18 protein-coding genes and 1 rRNA gene are annotated in these 21,918 nt (G+C 70.8%); 15 read left to right on the top strand and 4 right to left on the bottom strand.

The annotated features are described in order from the left end of the window. Positions 1-68: ribosomal RNA gene (gene rrf / locus ABEA10_RS51310) — 5S ribosomal RNA — on the top strand; the annotation flags it as partial. 316 nt (positions 69-384) lie between these two features. Then, positions 385-1,143 (top strand): GNAT family N-acetyltransferase, encoded by a 759-nt coding sequence (locus ABEA10_RS29750; protein ID WP_345469506.1) that lies wholly within the window; start codon positions 385-387, stop codon positions 1,141-1,143. Positions 1,144-1,289: 146 nt separating this feature from the next. Here the strand turns inward: ABEA10_RS29750 and ABEA10_RS29745 are convergent, their stop codons facing one another. Together ABEA10_RS29745 and ABEA10_RS29740 are read right to left on the bottom strand one after the other, a co-directional pair. Then, complete coding sequence (locus ABEA10_RS29745) at positions 1,290-1,907, bottom strand: response regulator (protein WP_345469504.1); 618 nt, start codon at positions 1,905-1,907, stop codon at positions 1,290-1,292. 14 nt (positions 1,908-1,921) lie between these two features. Then, the gene (locus ABEA10_RS29740) at positions 1,922-5,761 is read right to left on the bottom strand and encodes a HAMP domain-containing protein (protein ID WP_329241302.1); all 3,840 of its coding nucleotides are present in this window, start codon (positions 5,759-5,761) and stop codon (positions 1,922-1,924) included. A 103-nt stretch (positions 5,762-5,864) separates the two neighbouring features. Here ABEA10_RS29740 and ABEA10_RS29735 point away from each other — a divergent pair, with 103 nt between their 5' ends. Beyond that, positions 5,865-7,940 (top strand): SpoIIE family protein phosphatase, encoded by a 2,076-nt coding sequence (locus ABEA10_RS29735; RefSeq protein ID WP_345469501.1) that lies wholly within the window; start codon positions 5,865-5,867, stop codon positions 7,938-7,940. 61 nt (positions 7,941-8,001) lie between these two features. On the opposite strand, the gene ABEA10_RS29730 is transcribed toward ABEA10_RS29735, so the two are convergent. Then, positions 8,002-9,252 (bottom strand): hypothetical protein, encoded by a 1,251-nt coding sequence (locus ABEA10_RS29730; RefSeq protein ID WP_345469499.1) that lies wholly within the window; start codon positions 9,250-9,252, stop codon positions 8,002-8,004. 67 nt (positions 9,253-9,319) lie between these two features. On the opposite strand from ABEA10_RS29730, the gene ABEA10_RS29725 reads away from it, so the two are divergent. The 12 genes from ABEA10_RS29725 to ABEA10_RS29670 all read left to right on the top strand — a co-directional run bounded on the left by ABEA10_RS29725 (position 9,320) and on the right by ABEA10_RS29670 (position 20,720). Then, positions 9,320-10,672 (top strand): bifunctional folylpolyglutamate synthase/dihydrofolate synthase, encoded by a 1,353-nt coding sequence (locus ABEA10_RS29725; protein ID WP_345469497.1) that lies wholly within the window; start codon positions 9,320-9,322, stop codon positions 10,670-10,672. A gap of 43 nt (positions 10,673-10,715) precedes the next feature. Continuing rightward, on the top strand, positions 10,716-11,033 hold the full coding sequence (locus tag ABEA10_RS29720) for a DUF4233 domain-containing protein (protein ID WP_329241290.1): 318 nt from the start codon (positions 10,716-10,718) through the stop codon (positions 11,031-11,033). Between the two features lie 109 nt (positions 11,034-11,142). Further along, complete coding sequence (locus tag ABEA10_RS29715; protein ID WP_345469494.1) at positions 11,143-12,612, top strand: hypothetical protein; 1,470 nt, start codon at positions 11,143-11,145, stop codon at positions 12,610-12,612. 208 nt (positions 12,613-12,820) lie between these two features. After that, positions 12,821-13,231, top strand: coding sequence for a nucleoside-diphosphate kinase (gene ndk, locus ABEA10_RS29710; RefSeq protein ID WP_329241285.1), 411 nt, complete (start codon positions 12,821-12,823; stop codon positions 13,229-13,231). A gap of 189 nt (positions 13,232-13,420) precedes the next feature. Next, entirely contained in the window at positions 13,421-14,452 is a 1,032-nt protein-coding gene (locus ABEA10_RS29705; protein WP_425550975.1) for a rod shape-determining protein, read from the top strand. A 12-nt stretch (positions 14,453-14,464) separates the two neighbouring features. Further along, a complete protein-coding gene (mreC, locus tag ABEA10_RS29700; RefSeq protein WP_345469491.1) occupies positions 14,465-15,442 on the top strand; it encodes a rod shape-determining protein MreC in 978 nt (325 codons plus the stop codon). Positions 15,443-15,444: 2 nt separating this feature from the next. Beyond that, positions 15,445-15,990: a rod shape-determining protein MreD gene (gene mreD / locus ABEA10_RS29695; RefSeq protein ID WP_345469489.1), complete on the top strand. Its 546-nt coding sequence runs from the start codon at positions 15,445-15,447 to the stop codon at positions 15,988-15,990. A 4-nt stretch (positions 15,991-15,994) separates the two neighbouring features. Next, positions 15,995-18,145, top strand: a complete 2,151-nt coding sequence (mrdA, locus tag ABEA10_RS29690; RefSeq protein WP_345469488.1) for a penicillin-binding protein 2 — start codon at positions 15,995-15,997, stop codon at positions 18,143-18,145. Continuing rightward, positions 18,142-19,317 carry a rod shape-determining protein RodA gene (gene rodA / locus ABEA10_RS29685; protein WP_345469487.1) on the top strand — a complete coding sequence of 392 codons (1,176 nt, stop codon included), beginning with the start codon at positions 18,142-18,144 and terminating at the stop codon, positions 19,315-19,317. The genes mrdA and rodA overlap by 4 nt, the downstream gene beginning before the upstream one ends. A gap of 105 nt (positions 19,318-19,422) precedes the next feature. Beyond that, positions 19,423-19,911 (top strand): macro domain-containing protein, encoded by a 489-nt coding sequence (locus ABEA10_RS29680; protein WP_345469486.1) that lies wholly within the window; start codon positions 19,423-19,425, stop codon positions 19,909-19,911. 42 nt (positions 19,912-19,953) lie between these two features. Beyond that, positions 19,954-20,319, top strand: a complete 366-nt coding sequence (locus ABEA10_RS29675) for a hypothetical protein (RefSeq protein ID WP_345469485.1) — start codon at positions 19,954-19,956, stop codon at positions 20,317-20,319. Next, the gene (locus ABEA10_RS29670) at positions 20,319-20,720 is read left to right on the top strand and encodes a type II toxin-antitoxin system VapC family toxin (protein ID WP_345469484.1); all 402 of its coding nucleotides are present in this window, start codon (positions 20,319-20,321) and stop codon (positions 20,718-20,720) included. Before ABEA10_RS29675 ends, ABEA10_RS29670 begins: the two co-directional genes overlap by 1 nt. A 37-nt stretch (positions 20,721-20,757) precedes the next feature. Here ABEA10_RS29670 and ABEA10_RS29665 read toward each other — a convergent pair whose 3' ends face one another. Next, positions 20,758-21,756, bottom strand: coding sequence for a zinc-dependent alcohol dehydrogenase family protein (locus ABEA10_RS29665; protein ID WP_345469483.1), 999 nt, complete (start codon positions 21,754-21,756; stop codon positions 20,758-20,760). Positions 21,757-21,918: the final 162 nt, after the last annotated feature.

The raw sequence follows: 21,918 nt of genomic DNA, 5'->3' as shown, positions 1-21,918 counted from the left end.
AAGTTAAGCCCTCCAGCGCCGATGGTACTGCACCGGGGACGGTGTGGGAGAGTAGGACACCGCCGGACATCAACATAGATAAAGGGGAAGAGGAGAGGTGACCCCGCGGTCAACGCGGAGAGTCCCTCTCCTCTTTCTGCTTTTCCAGCACATTTTCCTCGGTGCCGGCCAGTGGTAAAAACGATTGCTCTGGGCTGAGCGGACCGTCTATCGTCTGCTCCGCCGGTGATCGAACATGAAAGGGCGATGCCTGTGCCTGCGACCCGCTGACGGGCCGCTGCGCTGTTTCCCGCTGGACGCGTGTCCGGCGTTGGCTGCTGGAGTGGTCCGTTCTGACAAAAGCCACGGAACTCTTCCTTCCCTCCGGTCAACAAGGACCCTCTCGTGTTCGCATCCTTCGAATCCCACGTGCACGCGTACCTGCGTGCCGCAGCCGGCGACCACGCCGTTCGCGCCAGGCCGTTCACCGTCCGCATCGATCCTCACGATGCCGGACTCTTCTTCAACTACGCCATCCCCGATGACGGGGCCGAGCCGACTAGAGACCAGGTACGGCGGCTCGCGGAGACCTTCATCCGGCACTCGCGGACGCCGCGCCTGGAGTATCTTCCGGCCGCCGCTCCACGCGTCGAGGAGGCGCTGGTCGCCTCCGGATTCACGGCCGAACGGCGGCTGCCGATCCTGACCTGTGAGGCCGCCGGCGCGCTGGTGCCGCGGGTCGCCGGGCCGGTCGAGGTTCTCCTCGCCGAGACCGACGCACAGCTCTGGGAGGTCGCCCGGGCCCAGGGCGAGGCGTACGAGCAGCCGCGGGTCACCGAGCACGACGTCGCGCGGCTGCGGAGCGTGCTGGACCGCGGCGGCCTGGTCGCGCTGGCCGTCGACACGACCACCGGCCAAGGGGTGGCCGGCGGCCAGGTCGGCCCGCCGCACGGAGGCGTGAGCGAACTCGCCGCCATCGGTGTGCGCGTGGCCTACCGGCGTCGCGGGATCGCCTCCGCGCTCACCGCCACGCTGACGCGCGCCTGCTCGGACGCCGGGATCACCACCGTGTTCCTCATGCCGGAGAACGACGGCGCCGAGCGGATCTATCAGCGCGCCGGATACCGGCGGGTCTCGGAGATCCTGCACATCTCGCTGCGGTGATCACGGGCGGCTTCCCGGCCACCGTGGTGACCGGGAAGCCGCGCGCTGTGGCCCGAGCACCCACCTGAGATCGGGACCGGGTCGAGATCCTCCGCGGACCGGCCCGAAACCTCTGTGATCGCCGGTGTCCGGCTCTGGCGGAACGGTCAGTCGGACGGTGGGCGTAGCGTGTCGATGGCGGTTCTGAGTTCGCCGACACGCTGCTCCAAGGTGCCCATCGCCTTGGCCGCCTCTTCGTCCTTCGACGTCCACTCGGACAGCACCCCGAGCTGCTGCTCCACGGCCGTCAGGCGCTCGCTGAGCTCGGCGGCGAACTCACCCGACGGCGCGGCCGCGAACTGCGTGCGCAGCAGCTCCGACTGCTCACGTAGCTGCTGGTTCTTCCGGTGCAGCTCCACGAAGATCGACACCTTGGTCCGCAGCACCCACGGGTCGAACGGCTTGGAGATGTAGTCCACGGCGCCGGCGGCGTACCCGCGGAACGCGTAGTCCGGGCCCGCGTCCACCGCGGTCAGGAAGATGATCGGTACCTCGCGCGTCTTTCGGCGGCGCTTGATCGCGCGGGCGATCTCGAAGCCGTCCATGCCCGGCATCACGATGTCCAGCAGGATCACCGCGAACTCGTTCGTCAGCAGGGCCCGCAGGGCTTCGTCGCCCGACCGGGCACGGATCATGTTCTGGTCGAGTGAGCTGAGGATCGCCTCGAGCGCGACGAGGTTCTCGTCGCGGTCATCGACCAGCAGGATGTTCGCCTTCTCGGCCACGGTTCAAGCCTCCATCACGTGCGCGGCCGACTGAGCCACGCCCTCATGATGTCAAGAAGGTGGTCCGCGTCGACAGGCTTGGGCACATAGTCGGATGCGCCGGACTCGATGCTCTTCTCCCGGTCGCCCTTCATCGCCTTCGCGGTGAGGGCGATGATCGGCAGATCGGCGAACTGCGGCATCCGCCGGATGGCCTCGGTGGTCGCGTAGCCATCGAGCTCGGGCATCATGACGTCCATCAGGACGAGGTCGATGTCCTCGTTGCGGTCGAGCGTGTCGATCCCCTCGCGGCCGTTCTCGGCGTACAGCACCTCGATCCCGTACTGCTCCAGCACGCAGGTCAGCGCGAAGATGTTGCGCACATCGTCGTCGACGATCAGGATCTTGCGACCCGACAGCACCTCGTCGTCGATGGGGTTCTCGGCGTACTGCTCCTCCGCCTCGGGCAGCTCGAGCGTCGCCTGCGGGGCGGGAGGCGGCGGCTGCGGGGCGGGCCGGCTCTCGCTGGGCGCGGCGAGCGCCGTGTCGACCGGCCCGGCGTAGCGCACCGGCAGGTACAGCGTGAACGTGCTGCCGTCGCCCGGGCGGCTGGACACGTGGATCTCGCCGCCGAGCAGCGCGGCGATGTCGCGGCTGATCGACAGGCCCAGCCCGGTGCCGCCGTAGCGCCGGCTGGTGGTGCCGTCCGCCTGCTGGAACGCCTCGAAGATCGACTTGAGGTTGTGCTCGTCGATGCCGATGCCCGTGTCGGTGACCGCGAGGCCGATCACGTCCGGGTTCTCGGCGAGCGACGGGTCGGCGAAGGTCACGTCCACCGGACGCCGTACGGTCAGGCGCACCTCGCCGGAGGAGGTGAACTTGACCGCGTTGGACAGCAGGTTGCGCAGCACCTGCTGGAGCCGCTGCTCGTCGGTGTACAGCTCGTGCGGCAGGCCCGGCTCGGCGTACACGTCGAAGGCGAGCCCCTTGTCGGCGGCCATCGGCCGGAACGTCGCGTCGACGTAGTCGACCAGCTCCGACAGGGAGATGCGCTGCGGGTGCAGCTCCATCTTGCCCGCCTCGACCTTGGACAGGTCGAGCATGTCGTTGATGAGGCGCAGCAGGTCGCTGCCCGACTCGTGGATCGTCTTGATCAGCTCGACCTGCTTGGCCGTGAGGTTCTTGTCCGGGTTGCCGGCCAGGAGCTTGGCGAGCACGAGCAGGCTGTTGAGCGGCGTGCGCAGCTCGTGGGACATGTTGGTGAGGAACTCGGACTTGTAGCGCGACGACTGCGCGAGCTGCTCGGCGCGCTCCTCCAGCGTGCGGCGTGCCTGCTCGATCTGGAAGTTCTGCATCTCGATCGCGCGGTTCTGCTTGGCCAGCAGCGCCGCCTTCTCCTCCAGCTCGGCGTTGGAGCGCCGCAGCTCCGCCTGCTGGCGCTGCAGCTCGCTGGAGCGGTCCTGGAGCTCGACGGTCAGGCGCTGGGACTCGGCGAGCAGCGCCTCCGTACGGGAGTTGGCGGTGATCGTGTTGATCGTCACGCCGATGGTCTCCACGAACTGGTCGAAGAACGCCAGGTGGACCTCGCTGAACGGGCTGAACGACGCGAGCTCGATCGCGCCGAGCACGCGGTTCTCGAACAGGATCGGCAGCACGATGACGTTCGCCGGGGACGCCTGACCCAGGCCCGTACCGATCGTGATGTAGCCCGGTGGGAGGTCGTCGACCAGGATCGGCTTGTGCTCCACGGCGGCCTGGCCGACGAGGCGGTCGCCGAAGGCGAAGCGGACCTTGTCGATCTGGTCCCTGCCCACGCCGTAGCCGGTCTTGAGCACCAGCTCACGGTCGCCGTCCTTCTCCTCGGCGAGGTAGAAGGCGCCGTACTGCGCGGAGGCGAGCGGGGTGACCTCGCTCATGATCAGCCGGGCGACCTCCATGAGGTCGCGGTGGCCCTGCATGAGGCCGGCGATGCGGGCGAGGTTGGTCTTCAGCCAGTCCTGCTGCTGGTTGGCGCGGGTGGTCTCGCGGAGGTTGGCCACCATCAGGTTGACGTTGTCGCCCAGCTCGGCGACCTCGCCGCGCGCCTCGACCGCGACCGACTTGCTCAGGTCGCCGCGGGCGACCGAGCTGGCCACCGACGCGATCGCGCGCACCTGCCGGGTCAGGTTGCCGGCCAGTTCGTTCACGCTCTCGGTGAGCCGCTTCCACGTGCCCGAGACGCCCTCGACCTCCGCCTGGCCGCCCAGCCGGCCCTCGCTGCCCACCTCGCGGGCCACACGCGTGACCTCGCCGGCGAACGCGGACAGCTGGTCGACCATCGTGTTGATCGTGGTCTTGAGCTCCAGGATCTCGCCCTGGGCGTCGACGTCGATCTTCTTGGTCAGGTCGCCGTTCGCGACCGCGGTGGTCACCTGGGCGATGTTGCGGACCTGGGAGGTCAGGTTGTCCGCCATGGAGTTGACGTTGTCGGTGAGGTCCTTCCAGACGCCGCTGACGCCGCCGACCTTCGCGCGGCCGCCCAGGTTGCCCTCCGTGCCCACCTCGCGGGCGACGCGGGTGACCTCGTCGGCGAACGCCGACAGCCGGTCGACCATCGTGTTGAGGGTGTCCTTGAGCTGGAGGATCTCGCCCTGGGCGTCGACGGTGATCTTCTTGGACAGGTCACCGCCGGCCACCGCGGTCGCCACCTGGGCGATGCTGCGAACCTGGCCGGTGAGGTTGCCGGCCATGGAGTTGACGTTGTCGGTGAGGTCTTTCCAGACGCCGCTGACGCCGCTGACCTGTGCCTGGCCGCCGAGGCGTCCTTCGGTGCCGACCTCGCGGGCCACACGCGTCACCTCGTTGGCGAAGCCCGACAGCTGGTCCACCATCGTGTTGAGGGTGTCCTTGAGCTGGAGGATCTCGCCCTGGGCGTCGACGGTGATCTTCTTGGACAGGTCGCCGTTGGCGACGGACGTGGCGACCTGCGCGATGTTGCGCACCTGGCCGGTGAGGTTGCCGGCCATGGAGTTGACGTTGTCGGTGAGGTCTTTCCAGACGCCGCTGACGCCGCTGACCTGTGCCTGGCCGCCGAGGCGTCCTTCGGTGCCGACCTCGCGGGCCACACGCGTCACCTCGTCGGCGAACGACGAGAGCTGGTCGACCATGGTGTTCACGGTCTCCTTCAGCTCCAGCAGCTCGCCGGTCGCCTCGACCGTGACCTTGCGGGTCAAATCGCCCTTGGCCACCGCGGTGGTCACCAGCGCGATGTCGCGCACCTGGCCGGTCAGCCGGCTCGCCATGGCGTTGACCGCGCCCGTGACGTCGCGCCAGCGGCCCGACATCTCCCGCGGCTTGGCCTGGCCGCCCAGGCGTCCCTCCGCGCCGACCTCGCGGGCCAGCTGGGTGACCTCCGCGGCGAACTCGTCGAGGTGCTCGACCATGCGGTTGACGCCCGAGCCCATCCGCAGCAGCTCGCCGCGCCAGGGCCGGGTGCCGGTGTCGAGCTCGATGCGCTGGCTCAGATCACCGTCGGCGACCGCGTCGGCCACCCGGGCCATCGCGGTAGCGGACTGCACCAGCGTGTCGATCAGCGCGTTGGCGGCGGCGTTGCCGGTCGCCCAGGCGCCCTCGCCGTTGGCGCCGAGCCGCTCGTCGATCCGGCCTTCGTGACGAACCTCACGTTGCACGCGGACGAGTTCCCCGGTCAGATGGCCCGCACGCGCCTGGACATCATTGAAGACGGAGGCGATCTCGGCCAGGACGTCATCACCGGAGGTATCGAGTCTGGTCTCGAAATCTCCGTCGCGCAGGGCGCTGAGCGCGTCGAGGACGGGCCGCAGGTCAGCCTCGTCATACTGGACGCTCACCGGTGCATGGGACGTGCTTCGAGGCATTAACTTGCACCTCGCCTTCCATGCGACGTGGTCGGGGATATGTACAGCCCACCCGGGGAATCTGCCACGATGGCAGCGTCGTGCATCCCCGAGACGAATCCAAGTGACTGTGGAGAAGAACCCAAAGAGGTACGCGACCTTCCCGCCGGAGGTCGCGTCAGTAGCGGCTGCACGGCGTTTTGTCGGGGACACGCTTCGTAACTGGGGCGTCGACGAGGTGGACGACGCCATGCTACTCACCAGCGAACTGGTTACGAACGCAATCGTCCACGCGGGAACCGAGGTCGAGGTCGTCTGCGAGGCGCTCGGCGGCCAGGTGAGGGTCGAAGTCCACGACCGTCACCAGGCGCGGCGCATCCCCATCCCCGGCGACCAGGTGAGCGGGCGGGGGCTGCTGTTCCCCGAGACGCTCGCGCTCTCCTGGGGCGTCACGTACGGCCAGGGCGACAAGCAGGTCTGGTTCACCATCCCCGGGGTCTCGGGGGAGAAGCCCCCGCCTCCGCCGCCCTCGTACGAGGAGATGGTGACCGCGCCGCGGCCCAGCCGGCCGACCGTCGACGAACTGGCCCACCGCACCGCACAGAGCGCGCAGGACGCCCTCGGAGCCGACTGCGTGTACGTCCTGCTGACCGAGGACGACGCCGACCTCGTGCTCAAGGCGACCTCCGGCGTACGGCCCGAGGGCACGGCCCTGGAGATGGGGCTGGAGGGCGCCACCGTCGGCGGCCGGGGCGTCTACGCGGACCTGGGCGGCAGCCCGTACAACCTGCCGGCGCTGCAGGCCGCCGGGATCCGCTCGCTCGTCACCGCGCCGTTCGTGGTCGACGGCCGGGGCATCGGGCTGATCATCGCCGCCTCGCGCGACGCGGCCCACTTCAACGAGTCCGACGTCGAGCGCCTCCAGCAGGTCGCCGACCGGCAGGCGCCCTCGCTCGAACGCGCGCGCCTGATGGAGCTGGAGCGGGCCCGGCGCGGCTGGCTCGGCTTCCTCGCCGAGGCGAGCAGCCTGCTCGCCGGCACCCTCGACCAGCAGATGACCATGGCGCTGGTGTCGCAGCTGATCGTGCCCCGCCTGGCGACCTGGTGCGCCCTGTTCACCGTACGGGACAACGCGACGGCGCTCCCGGCGTACGCCTGGCACGCCGACGAGACGATGGTGGCCGACCTGCGCGAGCTGCTCGAGCTGCTCCCGCCGGCGCCGCCGCCCGCCGAACCCGGGCCGTGGGAGGGCTTCGGGGCCGCGCCCAGCGAGGGCATGCCCCCCACCGCGCACCGGGTCACCGGTGACGTCGCTCACGTTTTCCCGCTGCTGGCGCGCGGACGCAGCATCGGCATGCTGGTCGTCGGCGGCCCGAAGGGCGCCCGGTTCAACCGCGACATGCTGGAGCTGACCGAGGACCTCGCCGGGCGCGCGGCGCTCGCGATCGACAACGCGCGGCTGTACGAGGAGCAGGCGGACATGAGCCGTACGCTCCAGCGCAGCCTTCTGCCGCCGGAGATCCCGGTCATCCCGGGCCTGGACCTGTCCGTGGTGTACGAACCGGCCGGCGAGAGCAGCGAGGTCGGCGGCGACTTCTACGACGTGTTCAGCGTGGGCTCGCGGTGGCGCTTCGCCATCGGCGACGTGTGCGGCACCGGGCCGGAGGCGGCGTCGGTGACCGGCCTGGCCCGCCAGACGCTGCGCATCCTCGGCCGGGAGGACTACTCCATCCCCGAGGTCCTGCAGCGCCTCAACGCCCTCATCCTGGACGAGGGGTCACGCGCGCGGTTCCTGACGCTGCTGCACGGGGAGGTCGAGCCGCAGGAGGACGGCAGCGCCCGCGTGACGTACGCGACGGCGGGCCATCCGCCGCCGCTGTTCCTCAGCCCGGACGGCACGGTCGACGGCGAGGACGAGTCCGACCTGATGCTCGGGGCGTTCCCCGAGGCGGAGTTCTCCGTCCGGACGGTCACCCTCGAGCCGGGGCACCTCCTGCTCGGGTTCACCGACGGCGTGACCGAGCGGCGCAACGGCGACCGGCTGCTGGGCGACGACCGGGGGCTCGAACGCATCCTCGCGGGCTGTGCGGGGCTGGGCGCCGGGGCGGTCGCCGCCAAGGTCAGCCGCGCCGTGCGCGGTTTCTCCAGCGAGCCCTCGCACGACGACATGGCGATGATCGTCCTGCGTATCGAGGAGTGAGAGCCCGCGCGGATAGGGACCGCGCGACGCGCGCCCCCATCCGCGTGGGTTCTGAGGCGGCTCAGCCGGCGAACAGGCGTGTGGTGTCGGCGCCGACGAGGTCCAGCACCCGGCCGGTGAAGTAGACGGTGCCGAGGACGACGATCCGTTCCCCGAACGAGGCGAGCCGCCCGGGCGTGAGATCGGCGATGTCCAGCCCGTCGCGCGTCCGCGTGAACCGCAGGCTCTCCCGGTCGGGCATCCGCACCGTGGTCACCGGCAGGCCACCGAGCGCGGCCAGCACGCCCTCCAGGTCCTTGTGGTCGGGCAGGCAGACCAGAACGTGGTCGATCCGGTCCCAGCGGCGGTACGCCTCCGCGAGCGCGGCGGCGGCGCCGTTCCCCTCGACGGCGGAGTCGACGAGGAGGGTGGCCCCGGGGATCGTGTGCCACGAGACGCGCCCGGGGAGCCGTACGGAGGCCAGAACCTCGGCCGTACGCGCGGCGTCCGCGGCGGGCCTGCCCGTCACCTGAAGCAGCCGCCGCGCGGCGGTGCAACCCAGGAGAGCGTTGGGCCGGTGGGGCCCGGAGAGCGCGGAAGGCCCTGAGAGCGCAGAGATCTCGGAGGCCTCAGAGGAGCCGGGGAGCCCCGAGAGTTCGACCGGGCGCCCGGTACGGCCGGCGACCGTCGCCTCGATCGCCGCCGCGACGTCCGGCGTCTGCGGCAGCGAAACGACCGCCCGCGTGAGCTCCGAGACGACACCGGCCTTGTCCGCCGCGATCTCCGCGGGTGTGTCGCCGAGCACGCCGAGGTGCTCACCGAACACCTGGGCGATCGCCACGACCGTCGGCGGCACCAGGCTCACCTCGTCCGAGGCGCCGCCCATCCCGGCCTCCAGCACGACGACGTCGGCCCCGGCGTCGCGTGCGTACAGCAGCCCGGCGAGGGTGAACAGCCCGCTCGGCGAGAGGTACCCGGCCCCGCGCGGCGGCAGCGACCGGGCGGCGTCCCTGAGCCTGCGGCCGAGCCCGGCGAGCTCGCGCTCGGAGATCGCGGTCCCGTCGAGGCGGATCCGGTCGCTGTCGCGACGCAGTCCGGGGCTGGTGACGGTCACCACGCGGCACCCGGCGGCCACGAGCCAGGCCGAGGCGTACGTGGCGGCGGTGCCCTTGCCCTTCGACCCGACCACCGTGAGGGCGGGAAGGTCCGGAATGCCCGGAAGCCCGAGCGTGTCGGCCAGTAGCGCCGCCCGCCTCAGGTCACGCCCGTCCCCCGGGCGACGCCGTCCCCACTCGTCGTAGAAGAAGGCGGCATCGCCCTCGTCCGTCATCATCGCCCCCTCCCGGCGCGGCAGTACACGTCAAGTTATCCACAGCCATCGGGTGAGTAGGCTGCTGAGCGTGACAGGGAGCAGTTATGAGGACGCCGTCGCCGGTATCAGGGCGCGCGGGGTCGAGTGGAACGTCGACCCGTCGCTGGACCGGATCCGGGACCTGGTCGACATCCTCGGCTCGCCGCAGCGGGCGTACCCGGTGATCCATGTCACGGGGACCAACGGCAAGTCGAGCACCGCGCGGATGATCGACGCGCTGCTCCGTGAGCGCGGTCTGCGGGTCGGCATGTACACCAGTCCCGAGCTGCACACCATGCGCGAGCGGATCAGCATCGACGGTGAGCCGGTCGGCGCGGAGCGCTTCGCCGAGCTGTACGACGACGTCCTGCCGTACGCCGAGATGGTCGACGCCAAGCACGACGTGAAGGTCTCGTTCTTCGAGATGCTGACCGCGATGGCGTTCGCCGCGTTCGCCGACGCCCCGGTCGACGTCGCCGTGGTCGAGGTCGGCATGGGGGGCGCCTGGGACGCCACCAACGTCGCCGACGGGGCCGTGGCCGTCGTCACGCCGATCGGGCTGGACCACACCGAGTACCTCGGGGACACCATCGAGGCGATCGCGGGCGAGAAGGCCGGGATCATCAAGCCGGAGGCGATCGCGGTCCTCGCGCAGCAGCCCGTCGAGGCCGCCGAGGTGCTCCTGCGCCGTGCCACCGAGGTCGGTGCGACCGTCGCGCGTGAGGGCATCGAGTTCGGCGTCCTGCAGCGGGAGCTGGCGGTGGGCGGGCAGCGGGTCCGCCTCCAGGGCCTGCTCGGCGCCTACGACGAGGTGTTCCTGCCGCTGTTCGGCGACTACCAGGCGAGCAACGCCGCCTGCGCGCTGGCCGCGGTCGAGGCGTTCGCGCGCGGCCGGGCCACCGGCGAGCCGGGGGGTGACGACCAGCTGGACGCCGAGCTCGTACGCGCGGCGTTCGTCGGCACGCCCACACCCGGGCGGCTGGAGGTCGTGCGGACGGGCCCGACCGTGCTGGTCGACGCGACGCACAACCCGGCCGGCATGGCGGCCACCGTCGCGGCGATCACCGAGGAGTTCGGGTTCACCCGGCTGATCGGGATTCTCGCCGTCATGGCCGACAAAGACGTCCTGGGGGTGCTGGAGGAGCTCGAGCCGATCATCGATGAGTTGATCGTCACGCGTAACTCCTCACCGCGCTCGATGCCCGCGCACGAACTGGCCGTGGTGGCACGCGATGTCTTCGGCGAAGATCGAGTTCATCTCGTGCCCCGGCTGGACGACGCGATCGACCAGGCGATCGGGCTCGCGGACGAGTCGGGGGAGTTCGCCGGGGCCGGGGTGTTGATCACCGGTTCGGTGGCGACGGCGGGCGATGCCCGCCTGCTGATGAAGGCGTCACAATGATCGGCGCGGGCCCGGAGTTCCGCGCCGCAAAGGCGGGTCGAGCGTGAGAAGACTGTGTGCCGTCGTCCTCGCCCTTCAGGCGGTGGTGACCGCTCTGTCGATTCCGGTGGCGATCTCCGTGTCGCACGCGGACGGCACGACGGCGGGTGTCGTCGGCGGCGTCCTGGCCGTGGCCGGGCTGGTCGTCGCGGGTCTGCTGCGGTTCCGGTGGGCGTACGTCGCCGGGAGCGTGTTGCAGATTCTGGTGATAGCGACCGGTTTCGTGGTGACGACGATGTTCGTTCTCGGGATCATTTTCGCCGCTCTGTGGGCGACGGCGATTTGGCTCGGATGGCGGGTGGAGGGCGCGCCGGCGCGCTAATGTCGGGTTGACTCTTCAGCGTTCCCCGTCGAACAAAATATAAATTCCAGCAAAGCTGGACATTTATCGGATTTTGGTGGAAGCGGGGATGACTCCGGGAGGCCGCCCGATGCCAGATCTTCCCGAAATTCACCCCGAAAGTCGCGACGCGCAACGGCGGGATCCGGCCGGCCTCGTCATTCTCCTCCTCGTTCTCGTCACCGCGATTCCCGCCGCGGTTCTCGTGCTACCGAACACCGCGTCGTACGTCGTGCCGCAGGCCGCACGCGACCTCGGCCTGTCGGGCGGCGGCGCGGCCGGGTTCGTACGGGCGGCCGGCCTCGCGATGCCGGCGCTGCTGCTGACCACGCCGCTCGCCGCCGTGCTGGCCCGCAGGCGGACTCCGTGGGGCGTGCTGTTCGGCGGCCTGGCTCTCATGCTCGGTGCCCAGGCGTCGGCCGCGTACGCCACCTCCGTGCCCCTCACCGGCCTCGTACGGGCCGTCGAGGGGGTCGGGGCGGGTGCCGTCCTGCCGGCGGCCCTCCTGCTCGCCTGTGAGCGCCCTGAACGCCGCCTGGCCACCGGTGTGTGGGCCGCGGCCCTCACCGGCTCCCTGCTGCTCGCCACGCCCGCCGTGCTGGCCGTCACGCCCGGACCGTACGGCGTCCACGCGCCGGAGTGGCGAGTGATCCTGCACCCGTACTGGTGGCTCGGGGGGACCGCGCTCGTGGGCGCGGGCCTGCTGGGCATGCTGCGCCTGCGCCCGTCCGCCGGAGCGGGCGTGCCGGCGCCCGCACGCGGGGAGCGCGTGCTGTTGCTGCTGCCGGTCGCGCCCGCCGCCGGGTTCGCCTTCCTCGCCGTCGTGACCACGTACACCTGGTCGCCGGGGGCCCAGCTCATCCTGGCCGCGTGCGCGGTCGCCGGGCTGCTCGGCATCGCCGCGGCCGGATCGCGCGGCGCCGTCACCGGCAGCCCGCTCGGCTACGCCGTGGTCATGGTCGCCGTGGGCCTGTTGGCGATGCCGGTGACCGGACCGCTGGCGGGGCTGATGGGCGGGCGCGGCGCGCCGTTCGGGCCGTTCGCCGTGGGCGCGGGGTGTGCCGCGCTGGCCGTGCTCACCGCGACCGCCACCCGGCGGCCGGCCGGACGGGGTGCCGTGCTGTGCGGGTACGGCCTGGTCATCGCCGCGCTGATGGCGTTGCTCGCGATGGGCGCCGGGGCCGACCGGTTGGAGCTGTCCGGCGCGCTGGGGGCGCTGGGCACGGGCGCGGGGCTGGCGCTGGGCACCACGCTGCGGCCGGCCGGGACGGGCCCCGCGCTCTTCGGCCTGACCCTGTGCTTTCCCGCCGTGCTCGGCGGCCACCTCGTCGTCGGGCCCCTCCAGGTCGCCAAGGTCGGCGCGGTGACGAGGGCCGGAGGGGGCACCGCCCAGGCGCTGGCGGCGCTGGCCGACGCGTACCGGATGTGGCTGGTGAGCGCCTGCGTGATCGCGGTGGTGCTCGCCGTCACGACCGTCTGGACCGGGCGCGGCCGGGCCCGCCGGACCGCCGCCGTCGCCGCGGCTCCGGGCTCCAGCGGCGCCGCTCTCCCCACCGGGTGAGACGGGTAGGATCGCAGCCAACACGCGGAGGCCCGGCCGCGAGCCGTCATCGCCGCCAGGGCCCGTTCCACAAGCCCTGTCCGTGGCGCCGTACGGCCGGCAGCGGGCTCGTGGGACGGACCCGAGCGCGGCGTCGCAGCCCGTCATTCGGCGACCGCCCTCACGGCCCCGTGACGATCGTCATCCAAGAACGCGAGGAGAACCACCCGTGTCCGAACGCACTCTTGTCCTCGTCAAGCCCGACGGCGTACGCCGGGGGCTCGTCGGCGACGTGATCTCGCGCATCGAGCGCAAGGGCCTCAAGCTCGTCGCGCTGGAGCTGCGCACGCTCGAGCGCGACGTCGCCGAGACCCACTACGAGGAGCACCGGGAGAAGCCGTTCTTCTCCTCGCTCGTCGAGTTCATCACGGGAGGCCCGCTCGTCGCGATGGTGGTGGAGGGGCCGCGCGCGATCGAGGCGTTCCGCGGGCTCGCCGGCGCCACCGACCCGGTCTCCGCGACGCCCGGCACGATCCGCGGCGACCACGCCCTGGAGATCCAGGAGAACGTCGTCCACGGCTCCGACTCCACCTACTCCGCCGAGCGTGAGATCAAGCTCTTCTTCCCGAACCTTTTCTGACGACGGTGCCAAGACGCGCGGTCCGGAGCGACTCCGGTCCGCGCGTTTTGTTTAGCGTGACCGGCTTCTGACCGGAGCGTTACGGAGCGACGACGCGCGACGATTGGTCCTGCATCAACTGGCGTGTTCCGAGTTACCATGACAATGCGCTCCTGCACGCCCGCCAATCTCGAAGGGCTGCCTTTCTTCATGGGTAACAAGCTGTCGTTCCTCGGCCGCGACATGGCGGTCGATCTGGGTACGGCGAACACGTTGGTCTACGTCCGCGGTCGCGGCATCGTGCTCAACGAGCCCTCTGTCGTGGCGATCAACACCCACACGGGCAAGATCGTCGCCGTCGGGATCGAAGCCAAGCGGATGATCGGCCGTACGCCGGGCAACATCGTCGCGGTGCGTCCGCTGAAGGACGGCGTCATCGCCGACTTCGACGTCACCGAACGCATGCTGCGCTACTTCATCCAAAAGGTGCACAAACGCCGACATTTCGCCAAGCCACGCATCGTCGTGGCCGTGCCCAGCGGCATCACCGGGGTCGAGCAGCGCGCCGTGAAGGAGGCGGGCTACCAGGCCGGGGCCAGGCGCGTCTACATTATCGAGGAGCCGATGGCCGCCGCGATCGGCGCCGGGCTGCCGGTGCACGAGCCGACCGGCAACATGGTCGTCGACATCGGCGGCGGCACGACCGAGGTCGCGATCATCTCGCTCGGCGGCATCGTGACGAGCCAGTCCATCCGCATCGGCGGCGACGAACTCGACCAGGCGATCATCTCCTACGCCAAGAAGGAGTACTCCCTCATGCTGGGGGAGCGCACCTCCGAGGAGATCAAGATGGCGATCGGGTCGGCATACCCGTTCGACGACGAGCCGCACGCCGAGATCCGCGGCCGCGACCTCGTCAGCGGGCTGCCGAAGACCGTCGTGATCTCCGCCGAGGAGATCCGCCGCGCGATCGAGGAGTCGGTCAACACCATCGTCGACGCGGTCAAGACCACCCTGGACAAATGCCCGCCCGAGCTGTCCGGCGACATCATGGACCGCGGCATCGCGCTGACCGGTGGCGGCGCCCTGCTGAAGAACATCGATGAGCGCCTGCGCGAAGAGACCGGCATGCCGATCCACATGGTCGACAATCCGCTCGACTCGGTCGTGCTCGGCTCAGGCAAGTGCGTCGAGGACTTCGAGGCACTGCGGCAGGTCCTCGTACCCGAACCAAGGCGTTAGGACACCCGGCCGGTGAAGGACACCCGGCGAACCCGCGCCGTCCTCGGCGTGCTGTTGCTCGTCTCACTCGCCATGATCACGGTGGACTACCGCGGTGGGGACAACTCGCCGCTGAGGGTGCTGCGCGGTTTCGGTGAGGCCATTTTCGGCCCCATCGAGCAGGGCGCCACCGCGGTCGTCCATCCGATCGCCGGCGCGTTCCACACGTTCACCGGTGCGCCGAGCGCGCACCGGCGGATCACCCGGCTCGAACGCGAGAACCAGCAGCTGCGCCGGCAGCTGCGCTCCGGGCAGCTCGACAAGCGGCGGGCGGGCCAGCTGGATCGCCTCCTCGGCGCGTCCGGCCTGGGCGGCTATCGCATCGTCCCGGCGGAGGTCATCTCCTCCGGCGAGGGCCTGGAGAACACCGTCTCGCTCGACGTCGGCAGCCGCAGCGGCGTACAGCCGAACATGACCGTGCTGTCCGGCGACGGGCTGGTCGGCCGGGTGACGCGTGTCGGGCCGACCACCTCCACGGTGATGCTCGCCATCGACGCGGCGTCCTCGGTCGGCGGGCGGCTGGAGGGCTCCGACGAGATCGGCATCGTCCAGGGCGCCGGCCGCCGCGCCGGCTCGTCGTTGAAGTTCCAGCTGCTCGACTCCACCGTGGTCATGGAGCCGGGCCAGCGCATCGTCTCCTTCGGCTCGCAAGGCAACCGGCCGTACGTCCCCGGTGTCCCGATCGGCACGATCACCAGGATCGAGCGGACGTCGGGGTCGCTGACCCGCACCGCCGTCGTACGCCCGTTCGTGCACTTCACCTCGCTCGACGTCGTCGGCGTGGTGGTCGGAGCGCCGAAGCGCGACCCGCGCGACTCGGTGCTGCCGCCCTCGCCCTCACCGTCGAGCCCGACGCCCACCCCCACGCCGTCCCAACCGCCGCCGGCCCAGGCGGGCTCGTCCTCGCCGCCGAAGTCCCGGCCGGCTCCGTCACCGACGTCGAGAGGCTGACCGTGTCACGTAACGTCCTTGCCTCGATCGTCATCGTCGCCGCGCTGATCCTGCAGGTGACGGTCGTCAACCGGCTGCCGCTGCCCGGCTCGGTGGTGCCCGACCTCGTGCTGCTCGCCGTCGTCGCGCTCGCCCTGGTCAACGGCTCGCTGCGCGGGCTCGTCGCCGGGTTCTGCGCCGGGCTGGCCGCCGACATCATCCCGCCGGCCGACCACACGATCGGCCGGTACGCGCTGGTGTTCTGCCTGATCGGCTACCTCTGCGGCTCGGTCGCGGTCGAGATGAACCGCGCGCCGCTGCTGCCGTTCGTGATGGTGGCCGCCGGCGCCCTCGCCGGATCCGTGCTGTACGCCCTGGTCGGGGCGATGCTCGGCGATCCGCGAGCCCGCTGGCCGGTGGTCTCGCACGTGCTTCCACTCCAGGTCTTCTACGACATCGTCGCCAGCCCGTTCGTGGTCTGGGCCGTGCTGCGGCTGACCAACCGCGCCGAACGGCCCCGCGACTCGGCGGGGCTCGACCCGGTGCCCGGCTTCTACCGGGCGAGGTAGGCCGATGGGCTCACGTTCTCGCGTGCGGCTCGTCGTGCTGCACGTCATGGTCATGTCGCTGCTGCTGTCGCTCGGCGGGCGGCTCTGGTACCTGCAGGTCATGAACGGCCAGTACTACCGCCGGGTGGCCGCCGACAACGGCATCCGCGACATCATCGTGCCGGCGCCGCGCGGGCAGATCCTCGACGACGCCGGCCGTCCGCTGGTGCGCAACCGTACGGCCCTGGTCGTCTCGGCCGACCGTACGGTCCTGCTGCGGCAGAAGGACGGCGGCAAGGCCGTGCTCCAGCGGCTCGCCGGGGTGCTCAAGGTGCCGTACGCCCAGCTCGCCGACAAGATCCGCCTGTGCGGGCCGGGCGTCACACGGCCCTGCTGGACGGGCTCGCCGTACCAGCCGATCCCGCTCGACGACAACGCCGACGCCCGGAAGGCGCTGCAGATCCGCGAGCGCCAGGAGGACTTCCCCGGCATCAGCGCCCAGCTCCAGGCGGTCCGTGACTATCCCCGTACGGACGGGGCGGGCGCCGCGCAGGCGCTCGGGTACCTCCAGCCGATCACCCAGGAGGAGCTGAACAAGCGCAAGGGCATCAAGGTCACCGGCTACAGCGGCGCCGACCTGATCGGCCGCGACGGCCTGGAGGCGGTCTACGACGGCGACCTGCGCGGCGCGCCGGGCATACGCCGGGTGCTGGTCGACAGCCAGGGGCGGGTCACGGGCGCCGCGTCCGAGACCCCCCCGGTGTCCGGCGGCAACCTCGTCACCAGTCTCGACGCCAAGGTCCAGGGCGACGTCGAGTCCGCGCTGAAACACGCCATCGACGCCGCGCGCAAACGCGGCGACCCCGCCGACTCCGGGGCCGCCGTGGTCATGGACGTGCGCACCGGGCGGGTCATCGCGCTCGGCAGCTACCCGACCTACAACCCGGCGGTGTGGACCGGCGGCATCTCCCAGAGCGAGTACGACGCGCTGCTCAACAAGAACAAGGGACAGCCGCTGATCTCCCGCGCCACCCAGGGCGAGTTCGCGCCGGGATCGACGTTCAAGATCTCCTCGCTGCCCGCCGCGATCCGGGACGGCTACCCGCTGCACGGCATCTACGGCTGCCCGTCGTCGTACATGGTGGGCGCGCGGGCGTTCAGCAACTTCGAGGGTGAGTCCGGCGGCGACATCAGCCTGCACCAGGCGATCGTGATGTCCTGCGACACAGTCTTCTACCGGTTCGCGTACGAGGAATGGCTGCGCGACGGCGGCATGCACCCGGTGAAGAACCCCAAGGACCCCATGATCAAGATGGCCAAGGACTTCGGGTTCGGCAAGCGCACCGGCATCGACCTGGTCGGCGAGTCGGCCGGGCGCATCCCCAGCCGGCAGTGGAAGAAGAACTACTGGGAGGCCACCAAGGCCTCCGACTGCAAGCACGGCAAGACCGGCTATCCCGACGTCGCCAAGACCGATCCGTCGCGGGCGGCGTACCTCAAGCAGATGGCCGCGGAGAACTGCGTCGACGGCTACGTCTTCCGCGCCGGCGACGCGGCCAACTTCTCGGTCGGCCAGGGCGACGTGCTGGTCACGCCGCTGCAGCTCGCCCGCGCGTACGCCGCGGTGGCCAACGGCGGCACCCTGTGGAGCCCGCGCGTCGGCAAGGCGGTGCTGGCGCCGAACGGCACGGTGGCGCGCCGGATCGACCCGGTGAAGGCCGGCAAGCTGCCCATCTCGCAGAAGGTGCTGGCGTACATGCGGAGCGCGTTCGCCGACGTGCCCAAGTCCGGCACGGCGGCCGGGGCGTTCGGCGGGTTTCCGCTCGACAAGCTTCCCGTCGCCGGCAAGACGGGTACCGCCGAGGTCTGGGGAAAGAAGGACAACTCCTGGTTCGCCTCCTACGCCCCGGCCAACAACCCGCACTACGTCGTCGTGGTGATGGTCACCCAGACCGGCACCGGATCGACCACCGCGGCGCCGGCCGTACGCGAGATCTGGGAGGACATGTACGGCCTGCGCAAGGGCAAGAAGGCCGACCTGCCCGACGGCAAGGTGCCCGACCGGCTCCCGACGCTCGCCGCCGACGGCACGATCGCTCCGCCGCCGGGCTTCGGTGAGCCGGAGGAGAAGACGCCCGCGTCCCGTCCCGTCCACCGGAAGAAGAAACACAAATGATCAGCGGGTACGGCCGGCCGCTCGAAGGGCGCTCGTGGCTGAGCCGCCTGTCCGACTCGCCGTTGCGCCGGCTCGACTGGACGCTCATCTGCGTCACGGCGATCCTGACCGCGATCGGCGCGGTGCTGGTGTTCTCCGCGACCCGCGGCGGCCTGAGCGAGGCGGGCGACGATCCGTACTCCTACCTGAAGAAACACCTGCTCAACATCGCGATCGGGGTGATCCTCGGCGGCGTGACGGCGGCGCTGGACTACCGGCTGCTGCGGGCGTACGCGCCGATCGTGTACGCCGCCGCGTGCATCGGCCTGGTCGTCGTGCTCACCCCGCTGGGCGCGACGATCAACGGCTCCCACTCGTGGATCACGCTGGGCGGCGGGTTCCAGCTCCAGCCGTCGGAGTTCGCCAAGGTCGGCATGGTGGTGCTGCTGGCGATGATCCTCGGCGAGCCACGCGACGGCGAGGTGGGCCCGGGACGCCGCGACATCCTGCTGGCCCTGGGGCTGGCCGCCCTGCCCGCCGGACTGGTGATGCTCCAGCCGGACCTGGGCACGACCCTGGTGTTCGGCGCGGTCGTGATCGGCATGCTGGCGGTCAGCGGCGCGCCCAAGCGATGGGTGCTGGGGCTGCTGGGCGGCGCGGTGACCGGGGCGTTCCTCGTGTGGTGGCTGCACCTGCTCAAGCCGTACCAGATCAACCGGTTCACCGCGTTCGCCGATCCGTCGAAGGACCCGCGGGGCGCGGGCTACAACGCCGAGCAGGCGCGCATCGCCGTCGGCTCGGGCGGGCTCTTCGGCAAGGGCCTGTTCCACGGCGAGCAGACGATCGGACACTTCGTGCCGGAGCAGCACACGGACTTCATCTTCACGGTGGCGGGGGAGGAGCTCGGCTTCGTGGGCGCGGCGCTGATCACCGCGCTGCTGGGCGTGGTGCTGTGGCGGGGCCTGCGCATCGCGATGCAGGCGGCCGACCTGTTCGGCCTGCTGGTGGCCTCGGGCGTGGTGTGCTGGCTGGCGTTCCAGACGTTCGAGAACATCGGCATGACCGTCGGCATCATGCCGATCACCGGCCTGCCGCTGCCCTTCGTGTCCTACGGCGGATCGGCCACGTTCGCCAACATGATCGCCATCGGCCTCCTGGAGGCCGTGCACCTGCGCCACAACCCGTACGAGTGATCTCCGTCGTAACTCTTTGAAGAAAGGTAAGGTCTGACCGGCATCCAGCACTCCGCTGCGCTCCGCGCTGGATGCCGGTCAGAGGTCGCGCCTATGGTGCGGACCATGACGGACATCCGGTACGTCCGGGGCGACGCCACGTGTCCCCAGGCCAAGGGCCCCAAGGTCATCGCGCACGTCTGCAACGACCGGGGCGGGTGGGGAAAGGGCTTCGTCGTGGCGGTGTCCCGGCGGTGGCCCGAGCCGGAGAAGGCCTATCGGCGCTGGTACCGCGACCGCGCCGGCAACGACTTCGGACTCGGCGCGGTCCAGCTCGTCCAGGTCCGCGCCGACACGTGGGTCGCGAACATGATCGGCCAGCACGGCACCCAACGTGGCCGCTCGGCCGGTGCGCCGATCCGCTACGAGGCGCTGGACGAGTGCCTCCGCCGGCTCGCCGAACACGCCACCGAACTGCGGGCGAGCGTCCACATGCCCCGCATCGGCTGCGGCCTCGCCGGCGGACGCTGGGAGCGCGTCGAACCCCTCATCGACGCCCGCCTCGTCGCCGGCGGCGTCCCGGTGACCGTGTACGACCACGGTGACTTCGGGTAAACAGGTGGTCACGGACCGATAGTAGGGGTTAAGTTACCGACCGTGACCGTAGCCATCGAGGCCGCCCCCCAGCGGCACGCATATTTCGCCTGGCCAGAGCAATCCTACCCAAGTAGGATCGACGCCATGGCGATGAAGAAGCTGTCCATCACCCTGCCCGCCGAGCTCGCGGAGATGGTCCGGCGCCAGGCCGAGGAAGAAGGCACCTCCGTCTCCGCCGTCATCGCCGAAGAACTCGCAGCGGCCGCCCGGCGCCGCGCCGGTGCCGAGGCTGTGCGCTGGTTCGTGTCCGAGGAGGGTCCGTTCACCGAGGAGGACAGGGCCGCGGCCCGGGCCATCCTCGACGCGGCCGACGAGCACCAGCGCAAGCTCGACGAGTTGGCCGCGAGCGAGAAGGAGGCGGGCTGATGTCCTCCGTCCGCCCGATCGTCCTCGACGCGGGCTCGCTGATCTCCGCCGAGTCCCGCAGCCGCGTGATCTGGACCGTCTACGACGAAACGCTGATCACCGGTCAGGAGCTCATCGTCAGCACGCCGGTCCTTGCTCAGGTCTGGCGCAACGGACGCAAGCAGGCGGTCATCGGCCGCTTTCTGCGGCGCTGCGTGGTCGACGCACCGAATGAGAGCACGGCCAAGCGGGCGGGTGAGTTGCTCGGCCGCACCGGCACGAGCGACGCCGTCGACGCGCTCGTCGTGGCCACCGCGATCGAACGCGGGGCGACCACCATCTTGACGAGCGATCCGAACGATTTGAAGGCGCTGGTCGACGCGAGCGGAGTGAAACTCCCGCCGTTGATCCAGAAGGTCTGATCCGCACCGGCCGCTCCCCGCCGGGAGCGGCCGGGGTTCAGTGCGCGGTGGTGACGACGATCTTTCCGAGCCGCGTGCCGGACTCCATGTACCGGTGGGCCGCGACGATGTCGCCGAGGTCGAAGGTGCGGTCCACCACGGCGCGGAAGGCGTCGGCTCGCAGTCCGGAGGCCACGAACGCCTCCGCGCGGCGCAGGCGCTCCGGATTCCTCGTCGTCTCGTGGACCGTGTAGGTGCGCATGTTCAGTGCGGGCATGCCGAGTTCGAACCCCGGGTACGGGGTCGCCTCGCCGCTGAGCGCCCCGTACTCCAGGAGAGTGCCGCCCGGGGCGACCACCCTGGCCAGGTCCACCACGCCGGGGCCGGCGACGGCGTCGAAGACGAAGTCCGCGCCCCGGCCTCCGGTCAGCGCCGGCACCCGCTCGACCACGTCCTCCGCCTCCGTGACGATCACCTCGGCCGCCCCCTCCCGAAGTAGCGCGTCCTTCTTGGCACCGGTGCGGGTGAGGGCGATCGGTACGGCGCCCACGCGGCGCGCGATGTGGATGGCGGCCAGCCCCACGCTGCTGGACGCGGCGTTCAGCGCGACCGTGTCCCCGGCCCGCATGCCGCCGACCTCGACCAGCGCGCCGTAGGCCGTCAGGTACGGCATCCACACCGCCGCGCCCGCGACCGCGTCGAGCCCGTCGGGGCGGGGCAGCACCGCCGCCGCGGGCACGATCGCCCGTTCGGCGTAGACGCCGTAGTCGTTCTGGGAGAAGGCGGGTATGACGCTGACCGGCTGCCCGGGCTCCAGCCCGGTGACGCCCTCGCCGGCCGCCTCGACCACGCCGGCGGCCTCGGCGCCCAGCCTGGCCGGAAACCGTCTCACCGGCTCGATGTAGCGGCCGCTGCGGAACAGCGCCTCGGCCCGGTTCAGGCCGATCGCCTCCACACGGACGCGCACCTCGCCGGGGCCGGGCTCGCCGACCGCCACGTCCTCCAGCCGCAGCACCTCGGGGCCGCCCAGTTCGTGGAACAGCACCGTTCCGGCCATCGCGCACCATCCGTTCCCTCGGAAGTCGATGACCCGTATCCCAGGCGAAAGTACGAAGGATGTCAAATTAGATAATCGTCGTACTTCACGCCTCGTCGCGATGTCCGGGACGGCGGCCCGGCGGCGGTAGGCTCGGAACTTGATTCCCATCCTGCTTCCCGG

The organism is Actinoallomurus oryzae, from assembly GCF_039541955.1.
In the GTDB taxonomy this organism is placed as follows: domain Bacteria; phylum Actinomycetota; class Actinomycetes; order Streptosporangiales; family Streptosporangiaceae; genus Actinoallomurus; species Actinoallomurus oryzae.
The sequence above is the reverse complement of the archived record's forward strand: the minus strand, read 5'-3'. Positions and strand labels throughout refer to the sequence as shown.